The following is a 13,399-nucleotide window of genomic DNA, read 5'->3' as shown; positions in this document are numbered from 1 at the left end:
TATACTTAGTAAGATGTTTTCCCAACTCATCTCCCAAGTGCGGAGCGAATCATAGCAAACTCGCTCAGGCTGTAAAGCGTTTTTCTTGCGTTTTTACGTTGAATGCTGTCTTTTTGGGCAAAGATGGTAGAAAGTCAGCGTTTTGTGTGTCCTTTGAACAGAAGAGAAACGCTCTTTTTACTTGAATTTACACTACTTGACGTTAAACCACGTATCTACTGATAAAATGTAAGCAGTTTAATGACATAAGTTTATTCGTTTAGAAGTCAATATCATGAGCATGAAAGCCACGTTATCGTTATCTGTTTTAACGCTTTCTATATTAATGAGTTCTCCATCAGCTTTCGCAGCTATGCGAGGCTCAGCAGTTACCGTCGTAACTGAGCAAGTAGAAACGCACGAGATCAATCAATCCTTATCGCTTATCGGTAAATTAGAAGCGGCGGAGTCTGTGGTTGTTGCATCGGAAGTCGCCGGCAAAGTGAATCAAATCGCTGTTAAAGCGAATCAAAATGTCCAACAAGGTCAGCTGTTAATCAAGTTGGATGATGATAAGGCTCAAGCCGCTTTGATTGAGGCAAAGGCGTACCTTAAAGATGAACAACGTAAGCTAAAAGAGTTTCAACGTTTGGTTAAGCGAAATGCTATCACCCAAACTGAGATCGACGCACAAAAAGCAAGCGTTGAAATTGCACAAGCAAGGCTGGACGCCGCTCAAGCAAATTTGGCCGATCTTCATATTACGGCTCCATTCTCTGGCACTGTTGGTTTCATCGATTTTAGTCGCGGTAAAATGGTTAGCGCGGGTACAGAGCTGTTGACCTTGGATGACCTTTCCGTCATGGAGCTTGATTTACAGGTACCGGAGCGCTATTTATCGATGCTTTCTATTGGTATGGAAGTCATTGCCAAAACCAGTGCATGGGGTGAACAGACGTTTACTGGTCAGGTTACAGGCATTGATACGCGGATTAGCTCAGAAACGCTGAACCTGCGTGTACGTATTGAGTTTGAGAACCCTGAAAACCGCTTAAAGCCGGGCATGTTAATGAATGCATCATTGGCCTTCCCTGCGATTGAAGCGCCAATTATCCCAGTTCAAGCACTAGAATACTCTGGCACCAAGCGTTACGTATACGTCATCGATGACCACAATAAAGCGACTCGACAAGAAGTCATTCTCGGTGCTCGTGTCGATAACGAAGTCGTTATTGAGTCAGGCGTTGAAGTTGGCGACAAAATTGTTGTACAGGGCATCGTTAATATGCGAGATGGTGTTGAAGTTAAGGAAATTGTCGCACCAGGAAAGGCAGAAACAGCTAACGCAACTGGTAATCAAGGTGTTCAAAGCACGCAAGACGAAGCGGCTAAGGAAGCAAACTAATGTTACTTTCTGACGTTTCTGTAAAACGCCCAGTCGCAGCGTTGGTATTGAGTATGCTGCTGTGTGTATTTGGCTTTGTATCCTTTACGAAACTAGCGGTGCGAGAAATGCCGGACATTGAAAGTCCGGTCGTTTCCATTAGTACGCGTTACGAGGGCGCTTCCGCGACGATCATCGAGAGTCAAATTACGTCTGTATTAGAAGATCAGCTTTCAGGCATCAGCGGAATCGATGAGATCAGTTCGACGACGCGAAACAGCAGTTCGCGTATTACGATCACTTTTGAGCTCGGTTACGATCTCAATACGGGTGTTAGTGATGTTCGCGACGCGGTGGCTCGCGCTCAACGTTCGCTACCTGATGAAGCGGACGATCCAATTGTCTACAAGAATAACGGTTCAGGTCAGGCCTCCCTCTATATAAACCTCAGCTCTGCAGAGATGGACCGCACTCAATTGACGGATTATGCCGAACGTGTATTGATGGATCGCTTTAGCTTGATCTCTGGGGTGAGCTCCATTGATCTTTCTGGTGGTTTGTACAAGGTGATGTACGTGAAGCTTAAGCCAGAGCTGATGGCGGGGCGCTCAGTCACGGCTTCGGACATTACATCGGCACTGCGAAGTGAAAACTTAGAAAGTCCGGGTGGTGAAGTTCGTAATGACTCGACAGTCATGTCGGTACGGACAGCGCGTAGTTATAACACGCCGGAAGATTTTCAGTACCTCGTGATTAAAAGGGCAAGCGACAACACGCCTATCTATTTGAAAGATGTCGCTGATGTTTTTATCGGTGCAGAAAACGAAAACTCGACCTTTAAAAGCGATGGCGTCGTCAATGTTAGTTTGGGGGTTGTTCCTCAGTCTGATGCGAACCCGTTAGAAGTAGCAAAATTAGTTCGATCTGAAGTTGATAACATCCAAAAGTTCTTGCCGGAAGGAACGCGGCTTGCTATCGACTACGATGCAACGGTGTTTATCGAGCGTTCGATAGAAGAGGTATATAGCACGCTATTTATTACGGGCGGTTTGGTTATTTTGGTGTTGTACATCTTCATTGGTCAAGCTCGTGCAACCTTGATCCCAGCTGTTACGGTTCCGGTATCGCTGATTTCCTCATTCATTGCCGCTTATTACTTTGGCTTTTCTATCAACTTAATCACCTTGATGGCGTTGATCCTGTCTATCGGTTTGGTAGTGGATGACGCGATTGTGGTTGTTGAAAACATCTTCCACCATATCGAACGTGGTGAATCGCCTTTGCTTGCGGCCTATAAAGGCACGCGGGAAGTAGGCTTTGCCGTTATCGCGACAACGCTAGTGCTGGTGATGGTATTCCTGCCGATTTCTTTTATGGATGGCATGGTAGGTCTGCTATTTACTGAGTTTTCTGTCTTGTTGGCGATGTCAGTAATTTTCTCGTCTTTGATCGCCCTAACATTAACTCCTGTATTGGGTAGTCAGATTTTGAAGGCGAATGTAAAACCAAATCGATTTAATCAAGTGGTCGATCGCCTATTTAGTAAACTTGAGAGTGGTTACCGCTCATTATTGAAAGGCGCATTGAAAATGCGTTGGGCTGCACCGCTGGTGATTCTGGCGTGTTTGGGCGGCAGTTACTTCTTGATGAACCAAGTGCCAGCCCAGTTGACCCCTCAAGAAGATCGCGGCGTGATGTTTGCGTTTGTACGCGGGGCTGATGCTACGTCATACAATCGTATGTCAGCCAATATGGACATTGTTGAAGACCGATTGATGCCATTACTTGGGCAAGGGTATCTGAAGTCGTTTAGTATTCAAACGCCTGCATTTGGTGGACAGGCAGGCGATCAAACCGGCTTTGTTATCATGATTCTAGAAGACTGGAACGAGCGAGATGTAACAGCTCAGGAAGCGCTTAACAAAGTGCGTGGCGCACTGGCTGGCATACCTGATGTTCGAGTGTTCCCATTCATGCCTGGTTTCCAAGGTGGTTCGAGTGAGCCTGTTCAGTTTGTGTTAGGTGGCTCTGATTACGATGAACTTCTCGTCTGGGCTGAAATGTTGAAAAACAAAGCAGAAGAATCGCCAATGATGGAAGGTGCTGAGATCGATTACTCAGAGAAAACGCCAGAGCTATTGGTTACGGTCGACAGACAGCGTGCCGCAGAACTAGGGGTCAGTGTCAAAGACATTTCTGATACGCTAGAAATCATGCTTGGTGGTAAAAGTGAAACGACTTATGTTGAGCGTGGCGAAGAATATGATGTGTATCTTCGTGGTGATGAAAACAGCTTTAATAATGCAGCGGATTTAAGCCAGATTTATCTGCGAACTAATAGTGGGCAGTTAGTGACGTTAGACGCGGTCACTAAAATTGAAGAAGTGGCAGCTTCTATTCGTCTATCTCACTACAACAAACAGAAATCCATCACTATTACGGCTAATCTGTCAGAAGGCTACACATTAGGAGACGCGCTGAATTACCTTGATCAACAAGCGATAGACAACTTACCAGGTGACATCTCGGTGAGTTATTCTGGCGAGTCAAAAGACTTTAAAGAGAACCAAGCGAGTGTTGCTGTCGTATTTGCGTTGGCATTGCTTGTGGCGTATCTCGTGTTGGCGGCTCAGTTTGAAAGCTTCGTGAACCCGTTAGTGGTGATGTTTACGGTGCCGATGGGCGTATTTGGTGGCTTCCTTGGCTTGGTTGTGATGGGGCAAGGCATGAACATTTACAGCCAGATCGGCATGATCATGTTGATCGGCATGGTGACGAAAAACGGCATTTTGATTGTCGAATTTGCCAACCAGTTACGTGACCGTGGTGTTGAATTCGAAAAAGCGGTTATTGATGCAGCTGCGCGACGTCTACGCCCGATCTTGATGACAGCATTTACCACGCTTGCTGGTGCTATCCCGTTGATTGTATCGACAGGGGCAGGTTATGAGAGCCGTATTGCCGTGGGTACCGTGATCTTTTTCGGGATGGGATTTGCGACATTGGTGACCTTGTTTGTCATCCCGGCTATGTACCGATTGATTTCGGCGAAAACACAGGCGCCAGGTCATGTAGAAGCAGAATTGAACAAAGCACTCAGCCACGATACAAAAGGCCGTATTGCTCATCCTTAGCCGCTGTACGTAAAGCTTTGATTGAAAACACCGAACAAAAGTTGTTCGGTGTTTTTTTATATTGAGAGTGATTACTTATAGATCTAATGATTATTTTTGTTTATTATTTCGCCACTTCTTCGAGGGGCACAGGACTCGCTCATCGTATTGACTGAATGTCGGGTCTTGTTAGGTGTCATGCCGGGAAAGCAGCATATACCTATTATTATTTGAGGTGTTCTCTTGAAAAAAGTACGTGGTAGTTACATGGTAGAAATGGTTTTAGTTGCGGGTGTTATGGCGTTGTTAGCGACCACTGCACTTCCGACGTTAACGAATGCACTAAAGGATCGTCAAGATGGCATTTTACACTCTCTCGATGCCGGGCAACCAAGTAGCCATGTGAATCAAGAGACAACAGAAAAGTTCTCCGCTCAGTAACTGATGACACACCGTAGATTGTAAAACAAGCCGAGGTAAAAACCTCGGCTTGTTTGTATTTCAATTCTGGTAACTTGGTGCTATCTAATGTTAGAAGCGTTTCCCTAAGCTAACTTGCACACCTTCGTAGCTGTCGTAAAAATCTTCAAAGCCCATATCTGCGACATTATAGATGTACTCTGCGCGCAACCAGATGTCTTTGCTCATATCCCAATGGACACCAGCACCGATATTGAATAGTGCTCCTGAATCATCTGTGACTTTTTGTTGGTTTGGAACGTACATTTCTGCCTGAGTCCCCAACGCGGTCACGCGGCCGAACAAAGAAAGTGGCGTATCGCCAAGGTTATCACTGGTCAATACTGCTGACATACCCGCTTGGTAATAGTGCAAATCCAAATCTGTTTTCAGTGTGTCGTTTTTAAGTTCGTTTTGGGAATAGCGAAGCACACCTTCAAACGCAAGGTATTGATTGACATGATAGCCCCAACCAACAGTGATATGTGGTGTGGACCACTCATTGTCTCTGTCTGAGCCAAAATAGGGGGTATCAAAACCGACGTTACCAGTACCCAGATAAAAATAAGATTGATGAGTTTGTTCTTGAGCAGCAAAAGTCGGCACACTGATGGTCAAGGCAGACAATAATAGAATGGCGTTTTTCATAACTTGACGATAACCTTTGTAAAAGACCGTTGTAATGAGTTGTGTTAATATTAATTTAATCAATAAGATAGATGGCGTTTATCATATCAGCTTTTACGCAAAGGTAGTCATTTAGACTGGGAATTGTTGCGCTAAAGCAGACTTCCTAGACTGGAGAACTCACTATTCGGTATGGTGACTAACGTCAATCAAATAAGAGAAGGAAAGGAAAGTGGCTGAATTCAAATATAAAAATCTGACTCAAGAAGAACAAGATAAGTTAGACGCGGCGACATTTCGTCGTTTATTGGCGCATTTAGACGCGAATAAAGACGTACAGAACATCGACCTCATGATCCTTGCGGGCTTTTGTCGCAACTGCTTTAGCAAATGGTACAAAGCTGAAGCGGAAAATCTCGGTGTGGATTTAGATATTGATGACGCTCGCGAACGTGTTTACGGCATGACTTACGATGAATGGAAACAAAATCATCAGCCAGCGGCAACGCCAGAACAATTGGCGGCGTTTGAAGCGCGTCAGAAAAAGTAATACTCATTTCCAAAAAAAAACAGCCCGCACATCAGCGGGCTGTTTTTTTACATTCGAATTTACATATTAAGCGGTAATTGGACCGCAACATGCAGGTTCGACACAGCCTTTCGCTTGAATGACTTCAAGTTGCGCGAGGTAAGGTTGAATATCACCGATGTTCTCTTTTACCCATGCTAAGTCGTAATACGTATCTAAGTAACGCTCACCAGAGTCACATAAAAGTGTCACGATAGAGCCTGTTTCACCGCGTTGTTTCATTTCGCAGGCCAGTTGAAGCACACCGTAAAGGTTCGTCCCCGTTGATGCGCCTACTTTACGCCCAATTAGTTGAGAAACCCAATGTGCAGTTGCCACACTGGCAGCGTCTGGAATTTTGCGCATCTCGTCAATAACACCTGCAATAAAGCTTGGCTCGACACGTGGTCGACCGATGCCTTCAATTTTGCTGCCGGCCTCACCTTTTAATGAGTGATTACCTGACTGGAAAGCGTCGTAAAACACCGAGTTTTCAGGGTCTACGACACAAAGTTTGGTGTCGTATTTTTGGTAACGAATAAAACGGCCAATGGTTGCAGACGTGCCACCAGTTCCTGGGCTCATTACTACCCAATTAGGAATTGGGTGATCTTCTAGTTCCATTTGGCTAAAGATAGAGTTCGCAATGTTGTTGTTGCCGCGCCAGTCAGTCGCACGTTCAGCATAAGTAAACTGATCCATGTAGTGACCATTTAACTCTTGGGCCAAACGTCGAGACTCGTCATAAATCTGATCTGAGCGCTCTACAAGATGCGCTGTACCACCGTAAAACTCAATTTGTTCAATTTTTTTACGCGCGGTGGTTTTCGGCATAACGGCAATGAACGGTAAGCCAAGCAAGCGAGCAAAATACGCTTCTGAAACGGCAGTGCTGCCTGAGGACGCTTCAATCACTGTGGTTTCAGGGCCAATCCATCCGTTACAAATCGCATAAAGAAACAACGAGCGTGCCAATCGGTGTTTCAGAGAGCCTGTTGGGTGCGTGCTCTCATCTTTTAGGTAGATATCGATACCATCAAGAGAAGGCAGTTCGAGTTTAAATAAATGAGTATCAGCAGAACGTTGAAAGTCTGCTTCAATTTTACGCACTGCATTGTTGATCCAGTTGTGGTCAGTACACATGGCGTCTCTCCTTGGAAATCGATAGATAAGCATTAGATGGGAATAATTTACCTATAATATGAGAGAAAAACTTTGCTATAGTTGCTGGTAATAGATGTTTTGATAGAAAACTTTTCTACACTTTGTGGGTTTTATAGGATGATTTTGGATCGAGTCGATAAGCAGCTGCTTGCGTTGTTACAAACCGACAGCACCTTGTCATTAAATGAGTTAGCAGAGCAGGTAAATCTGACAACAACGCCATGTTGGAAGCGTTTGAAAAGGTTGGAAGAAGAAGGCTACATCGAAAAGCGCGTGGCGTTACTGAGTGCAGAAAAACTCGACCTGTCTTTTATCGCTTTTGTTCAGCTAAAAACCATCGATCACTCTGAAGATTGGTATCACCACTTTGTCACAACAGTGAGTGATTTCCCTGAGGTGATGGAGTTTTATCGTATGGCCGGCGAGTATGACTACATGATGAAAGTGCTAGTCAAAGATATGAAGTGTTTTGACAAGTTTTATAAGCGCTTAGTTAATAGTGTAAAGGGACTGTCTAATGTGACTTCAACATTTGCTATGGAATCCATTAAATATACGACTGAGTTACCACTTCTCAACTAAATAGCTTTATACGAATTTTATTTAATGGTTACTCTATCTGTTAGCATTTTAAATGTTAACAGGTAGCAGGGTTATTCTAACTAGGTTACTTTTTACTGGGTTGGAATAAATATAAACGATATTTATTCTCTCTTCTATTTCCGCATTAACTGTTTGTTTTTTATCCTCCACCAAGCGCTAATACAGAAAAATGCATGAAAAAATAACGCAATTTTTTCTCTTTATTTTTCGTGTTTTATTTTTGTTGAATATTCATTCTTACTAAATTAATTAATTGGTTTAATTTAAACGTTTGCTTTGTGTTGTTTTGTGTATTTTAGTCACCACTTCTGAACATTTATTTTTATGCGTAATACAGTAGCAAATACTTAAGTAATAAAGTACTCAAAAATGGATATAGTGATTAATAAAACATCGTATTATTATCACTAGCACTTATTTGTGACAAAGTGTTTCTAAAAATGAACAGAAAATATTATTTGCTTTTTCTTGCGGCTTTACTCGCTGGTTGTGGTGGTGGAGGTGACTCTAAAACGAACAATACAAAGACACCAACTACGATAACAAAGCAGAGTCGTCCACAGTTAAAAGCTGAAGACACGGTATTGAAGTTTGAGGGCGTGGGAACCGTTACAGAGGCAAAATTGAGCAATGTACATGGCTCGGTGTCTTATCAAGTCATTGACTCTAATCCGCTAAATGTTGTGAAAATTAATGACTCTGGAATGCTACAAATTTTGCGTCCAGGAACGGCAACAATTCTGGCTACGGATAGCAGTTCTGCTTATGAATCCTCTGAAGCACGATTTTCTATCACTGTGGAACGAGGTATTAACACAGACCTTTCGGTTAGTGATCTAAACTTCAATGCAATCGAATCTGAAGGGAAAGCGCTGACTGTTCGTGGCCAAAAAGGTGAATTGAGTTATGAAGTAGAAAGTGGTCATAACTTGATTCGGGTTGATCAGAACGGTTCGGTATATTCATTAGGCTCAATTGGTCAGGCGTCGGTACTGATTACTGACTCAGGTAACGAGCTTTATCTGCCGAAGCAAGTTCGCGCGACGGTGAAGCTTCATGGAGTAGCATCCGGGCAACTTCAATTCGCCTTGCTGGAAGACGAATATAGAGAAGGGCTGACGTTAGAACCTGCACGTTTAGATAAAGCTCAAACGCAAAGCATCACATACAAAATCATTCGCAGCGAACCAGACAACAAAGTTGCCGAGTTACTCAACCCTGAGTCAGGTGTGCTCCTTGTTCATAATGTTGGGCAGTTAACCGTTGAAGCGACAGCAACTTACAGCGATGCCTTTTTAGATAAGCAGCAAACGGCGCAATTTGTTGTGGATGTAAAACAAGGTCAACGCGAAACAATCAGCGTAGCGGATGTTGTGAAAACTTATGAGGAAGGTGGCCGAATTTTCCCTAAGGTGACGAATGCTCGCGGCGACTATTCACTGCGAATTATTAGCGGCACAGATGTTATCGCTAAGTCTATGAGCAGTGAAGCACTGCTGATCAAAGGTGTAGGTACGGCTGAAGTTGAAATCTACGAGCATGAAATGCGTAATTATCCTGCAAGTAAAGCTCGCTTCAATGTTGAAGTTAATCGCGCGCCTCATCCAGTGATGAACGACATTGAAATGTCGCTTATTTATCAGCCTAGCCTCTCAATTCCTTTGGCATTTTCAGGACAAAAAGGCAACGTAAGCCTAGTCGGTAGTTTACCGGACGGTTTAAGAATGACCGATGGCAAGTTAGAAGTAGAGACGGCTGGTGAATATCGTCTTAAGTTTGAAGATGATGGTGGGGATTTATATCAACCAATTCAGTTTAATGTAGTCATCAAAGTAGCGAAAGCTGCGGGACAAGCCATGGTGACACAAGATTATGAAATGGTGTATAGCAAAGACTATAGCTTTGATCTTCGTCGTGACTTTGGTTTAAGTACAAGTAACGATCATGTAGAACTCGTTGATAACACTGCTACAGATGTTATAGAGGTTACTGCAGATGGACGTGCCTATGTTTACAAAGCGGGTAAAGCGACGTTAACAGTTCGCAGACAGGAGAGCGCGAATTATACTGCGGGTCCAGATCAGAAAGTGTACGTTAATATTCTGAGTGCGCCGAGTCGGATTGATGTGCAATCCGATGTGGAAGAGACTTGGAAAACCAGCCAGCCTTATGTTCAAAAACCGACCATCTCTGGTACGGTTGGCGAAGTTTCGTATCGATTTGCAGAAAATGCAGCAACGGATGTGGTTTCCCTAGACAGCAAAACGGGCGAGATGCGCATCCTCAATGCTGGCAGCACAAGAGTTGTTGTATCGGATGCAGGGGACGATAAATTTACTCCGGGTGAAAGCAGTTTCTCTGTCACGATCAAACAGGGCACAAACCCTGTATCGATTGCTTATCCAACGGTAGACTTTTCAGCGGGTACTATTATCTCACCAGTGATGAGTGGAGGAGAGGCGAAAGCCAGCTATCGTCTTATTAACCAAAAAGATCCTGTGGTTGAGTTAGTCTCTTCTGAAACGGGGCGTTTGAAGATTTTGCACGCAGGCGAGTACCAATTAGAAGTGACGCTAACTGCACGTAACTATACAACTAAAACCGTATTAGTTAACGGCACCATTAATAAAGCGGATCATCCCGGTCTTACCACGAAACTTCAAACCGTTGAGTTTACGCCTTTCAAGGCAATTGACTTAGATTTCGGTAGAACGGTCGGTACTCGAACTTACTCATTTGGCGATACTGTGAGCAAAGATCTTGCCACGTTAGACAATGCGAATGCAGAGTTGACGCTAACCAATTACTCTCAATACCATTCTATTGCTCTAGATATCTCTGAGAGTGAATCGCGAGATTACAAAGCGTTACCAAGAACAAAAGTCACGGTTAGTGTCGATTTGGCAGAATCGGGTGTTGCAGATAAATACACACAACTTAATAGCGAACAAACCGTTATTGTGAGCACGCTTAGTGCCCCACAGTTTGCCAATTTAGAAGAGAGTGAATTTGGTATCTTGGGTTCGCGTTCGGTACGTGAACCCACGGATGACGAGCTGCAAAAACACGGTAAAGGTAAGGTTGTGCTATTTATGTTTAAGCCAGTTGGTAGCGATGACCGAAGACAAGAAAAGGCAGCATGGGTGCATGTTGCTCGATTCGATGGATGTACATCAGAGCTATTTGCTGATGACCTTAAGCCTTTTAATGCAATTGGTTATGATGATCCAGGGTATTGCACCAGCGGTAGCACTATCCGTATGACTCGGTTCTTAGTGATTGATGATTCTAATTTGGAAGACATAGAATATGAGTTGGCTGCACCAATCATTACTTACCGTCGTGGGGTGCGTGAATTTTTAGCAACGGATAAAGGTGGATTCTATGCTGACCCGAATGTCGTTTACGGGAAAAGCGAATACGGTTACCCGAAATCACTTTACGAATGGTCGGTCATTACTATGAAGTATCAACCAAATTAATTATCGTTTGATACCCACAAAAAAGGAGTGCTGAGCACTCCTTTTGTCGTTTAAGGTTTAGCGGTTACTTGGTATAGCGCATTACACCTTCTTGCACTGCGGTTGCCACTAAATGACCTTGCTGGTTATAGATTTCGCCACGCACTAACCCACGAGTATTACTCGCTGTTGGGCTTTCTATTGCGTACAACAGCCATTCATCCATTTTGAACGGACGGTGGAACCAGATTGAATGGTCAATGGTGGCAACTTGGAAGTTTGGCGTCATTAATGACACTTCATGTGGGTGCATTGCTGTCACGAGGAATCCCCAATCTGATGCGTAGGCCAACAGGTACTGATGTATAAGCAGGTTCTCTGGCATTTCACCATTGGCACGAATCCAAAGATACTGTTTAGGCTCTGCTTTTTTGGGTTTTAGGGGGTTGATGACCGTAACAGGACGGGTTTCAATTGGCTTTTCACCACAAAATGTTTTGCGTAGTCGCTCTGGCAGGAATTCGGCTATATGGCTAGCAAGCTCACTCTCAGAGGCGAAGTTTTCTGGGCCAGGAATGTCTGGCATCTCCTTTTGATGATCAAACCCAGGTTGATCGCCATGGTAAGACGCCGTTAGGTAGAAAATAGGGCGTCCATTTTGAATCGCCTTAACGCGTCTGGTGCTGAAGCTACGGCCATCCCTTAGGTTTTCTACATCATAAATGATGGGCTTTTCTGGATCGCCAGGGTACAAAAAATAGCTATGGAAGGAGTGCACCGCGCGTGTTTCTTCAACGGTGTAGCGCGCAGCAGAAAGCGCTTGCCCAATCACTTGGCCGCCATACACTTGAGGCAAACCTAGGTTTTCACTTTGGCCACGAAACAAGCCTTCTTCTAATTTTTCGAGTTGTAGTAGGCTGAGCAATTCTCGTAATGGTTTACTCATTGTGTCTCCTCACCGTTGTCTTTCACTCCAACTTACCTCAACAGTCTCACTCTTGTGAAGTGCAATAGTTAAGAACTATTGAGTAACTTAGAAATAGTATTGTTCCGATTATGAAACAAAATCAATTGTTTGATAAATTCTAACTCAGTCAAACTATTGTCAAATAAACCGACAGGAAGCAGACAGTTTTATATTCCACACCTATAATTGCTCCGGTTTAATACTCTTTTCGAGGAAGATATGAAAAAAACACTACTGCTTGTTACTTCTTTACTCTTTGGGGCTGCGTTAGTGGGTTGCCAAACTTCTCAAAATACAGAAATGGAATCTGCAGAGGCGTCAATGAAGACGATTACAGGTACAGTGGCTTACCGTGAGCGTATTGCTCTGCCGCCAAACGCAGTGGTTACCGTCGCGTTAGAAGATGTGTCTTTGGCTGACGCGCCAGCAAAAGTACTAGCAAAGCAGACATTCGAAACGGAAGGCAAACAAGTTCCTCTTTCTTTTGAGCTGAACTACGATAACAATGAAATCAAACCAAACCATCGTTACAGCGTCCGTGCGCGTATTGAAGTGGACGGTAAATTGCGTTTTATCAGCGATACACATAACGGTGTAATCACAGATGAAGCACAAACTCACCAGTTGGATATTCGTCTAGTTGGTACGCGTTAATATCAAACTCAGCGAACAAAAAATGGCAGCCTAAGGCTGCCATTTGTATTTTCTTAGCGAAATTTTTCCAATCTCAGATACTTCAATTCCTTCGGCTTCTAATTTCTTTGTTTGTCGTTCTAAATTACTGCCTTTTAAGGATATTTTTCCTTGACTATTTATCACTCTAAACCACGGGAGTTTACTGTCCTCTGGCAAATTACCAAGCGCCTTACCAACATGTCTTGCGTAGCCCGGGTAACCTGCCATTTTTGCGATTTCCCCGTAGGTGGAGACTTTTCCTTTTGGAATTTGGTGAATTACAGCAAAGATTTGCGCTAAAAATTGGTCCATACTCAAAAGTGTCTATTGTGGATTACTAAGGAATGGTAAACCATCGGACTTGTATATTGCTAACGGTTCTTAACGTTTATATTGCCC

At 43.7% G+C, this 13,399-nt stretch carries 11 protein-coding genes; 7 read left to right on the top strand and 4 right to left on the bottom strand.

Annotation, left to right across the window (positions count from 1 at the left end):
* Positions 1-274: 274 nt before the first annotated feature.
* The 3 genes from OO778_RS11820 to OO778_RS11810 all read left to right on the top strand — a co-directional run bounded on the left by OO778_RS11820 (position 275) and on the right by OO778_RS11810 (position 4,917).
* On the top strand, positions 275-1,384 hold the full coding sequence (locus OO778_RS11820; protein WP_257887131.1) for an efflux RND transporter periplasmic adaptor subunit: 1,110 nt from the start codon (positions 275-277) through the stop codon (positions 1,382-1,384).
* Entirely contained in the window at positions 1,384-4,497 is a 3,114-nt protein-coding gene (gene vmeF, locus OO778_RS11815) for a multidrug efflux RND transporter permease subunit VmeF (RefSeq protein WP_074191048.1), read from the top strand. Before OO778_RS11820 ends, vmeF begins: the two co-directional genes overlap by 1 nt.
* A gap of 222 nt (positions 4,498-4,719) precedes the next feature.
* Positions 4,720-4,917 (top strand): type II secretion system protein, encoded by a 198-nt coding sequence (locus OO778_RS11810; protein WP_005390570.1) that lies wholly within the window; start codon positions 4,720-4,722, stop codon positions 4,915-4,917.
* A gap of 90 nt (positions 4,918-5,007) precedes the next feature.
* Here OO778_RS11810 and OO778_RS11805 read toward each other — a convergent pair whose 3' ends face one another.
* Positions 5,008-5,583: a porin family protein gene (locus OO778_RS11805; RefSeq protein ID WP_005390572.1), complete on the bottom strand. Its 576-nt coding sequence runs from the start codon at positions 5,581-5,583 to the stop codon at positions 5,008-5,010.
* 211 nt (positions 5,584-5,794) lie between these two features.
* On the opposite strand from OO778_RS11805, the gene OO778_RS11800 reads away from it, so the two are divergent.
* A complete protein-coding gene (locus OO778_RS11800) occupies positions 5,795-6,112 on the top strand; it encodes a DUF1244 domain-containing protein (RefSeq protein ID WP_005390574.1) in 318 nt (105 codons plus the stop codon).
* Between the two features lie 66 nt (positions 6,113-6,178).
* On the opposite strand, the gene OO778_RS11795 is transcribed toward OO778_RS11800, so the two are convergent.
* A complete protein-coding gene (locus OO778_RS11795; RefSeq protein ID WP_047008493.1) occupies positions 6,179-7,273 on the bottom strand; it encodes a PLP-dependent cysteine synthase family protein in 1,095 nt (364 codons plus the stop codon).
* Positions 7,274-7,411: 138 nt separating this feature from the next.
* Here OO778_RS11795 and OO778_RS11790 point away from each other — a divergent pair, with 138 nt between their 5' ends.
* Together OO778_RS11790 and OO778_RS11785 are read left to right on the top strand one after the other, a co-directional pair.
* Positions 7,412-7,876 (top strand): Lrp/AsnC family transcriptional regulator, encoded by a 465-nt coding sequence (locus OO778_RS11790; protein ID WP_074191049.1) that lies wholly within the window; start codon positions 7,412-7,414, stop codon positions 7,874-7,876.
* Between the two features lie 461 nt (positions 7,877-8,337).
* Positions 8,338-11,379: a D-Tyr-tRNAtyr deacylase gene (locus OO778_RS11785; RefSeq protein ID WP_074191050.1), complete on the top strand. Its 3,042-nt coding sequence runs from the start codon at positions 8,338-8,340 to the stop codon at positions 11,377-11,379.
* Between the two features lie 64 nt (positions 11,380-11,443).
* Here OO778_RS11785 and tesB read toward each other — a convergent pair whose 3' ends face one another.
* Positions 11,444-12,304 (bottom strand): acyl-CoA thioesterase II, encoded by an 861-nt coding sequence (tesB, locus tag OO778_RS11780; protein WP_005390581.1) that lies wholly within the window; start codon positions 12,302-12,304, stop codon positions 11,444-11,446.
* A gap of 240 nt (positions 12,305-12,544) precedes the next feature.
* On the opposite strand from tesB, the gene OO778_RS11775 reads away from it, so the two are divergent.
* Entirely contained in the window at positions 12,545-12,979 is a 435-nt protein-coding gene (locus OO778_RS11775; RefSeq protein ID WP_012842007.1) for a YbaY family lipoprotein, read from the top strand.
* Between the two features lie 30 nt (positions 12,980-13,009).
* On the opposite strand, the gene OO778_RS11770 is transcribed toward OO778_RS11775, so the two are convergent.
* Positions 13,010-13,312 carry a DNA base-flipping protein gene (locus tag OO778_RS11770; RefSeq protein WP_005390592.1) on the bottom strand — a complete coding sequence of 101 codons (303 nt, stop codon included), beginning with the start codon at positions 13,310-13,312 and terminating at the stop codon, positions 13,010-13,012.
* Positions 13,313-13,399 lie beyond the last annotated feature (87 nt).

The sequence above is a fragment of the Vibrio sp. STUT-A16 genome (assembly GCF_026000495.1).
GTDB classification, from domain to species: Bacteria; Pseudomonadota; Gammaproteobacteria; order Enterobacterales; family Vibrionaceae; genus Vibrio; species Vibrio diabolicus.
This window is presented reverse-complemented; position numbering and strand designations above follow the sequence as displayed.

Coding starts and splice junctions, on each gene's coding strand:
- OO778_RS11820 (WP_257887131.1), top strand. CDS start 275: ATGAGCATGAAAGCCACGTTATCGTTATCTGTTTTAACGCTTTCTATA.
- vmeF (WP_074191048.1), top strand. CDS start 1,384: ATGTTACTTTCTGACGTTTCTGTAAAACGCCCAGTCGCAGCGTTGGTA.
- OO778_RS11805 (WP_005390572.1), bottom strand. CDS start 5,583: ATGAAAAACGCCATTCTATTATTGTCTGCCTTGACCATCAGTGTGCCG.
- OO778_RS11795 (WP_047008493.1), bottom strand. CDS start 7,273: ATGTGTACTGACCACAACTGGATCAACAATGCAGTGCGTAAAATTGAA.
- OO778_RS11790 (WP_074191049.1), top strand. CDS start 7,412: ATGATTTTGGATCGAGTCGATAAGCAGCTGCTTGCGTTGTTACAAACC.
- OO778_RS11785 (WP_074191050.1), top strand. CDS start 8,338: ATGAACAGAAAATATTATTTGCTTTTTCTTGCGGCTTTACTCGCTGGT.
- tesB (WP_005390581.1), bottom strand. CDS start 12,304: ATGAGTAAACCATTACGAGAATTGCTCAGCCTACTACAACTCGAAAAA.
- OO778_RS11775 (WP_012842007.1), top strand. CDS start 12,545: ATGAAAAAAACACTACTGCTTGTTACTTCTTTACTCTTTGGGGCTGCG.
- OO778_RS11770 (WP_005390592.1), bottom strand. CDS start 13,312: ATGGACCAATTTTTAGCGCAAATCTTTGCTGTAATTCACCAAATTCCA.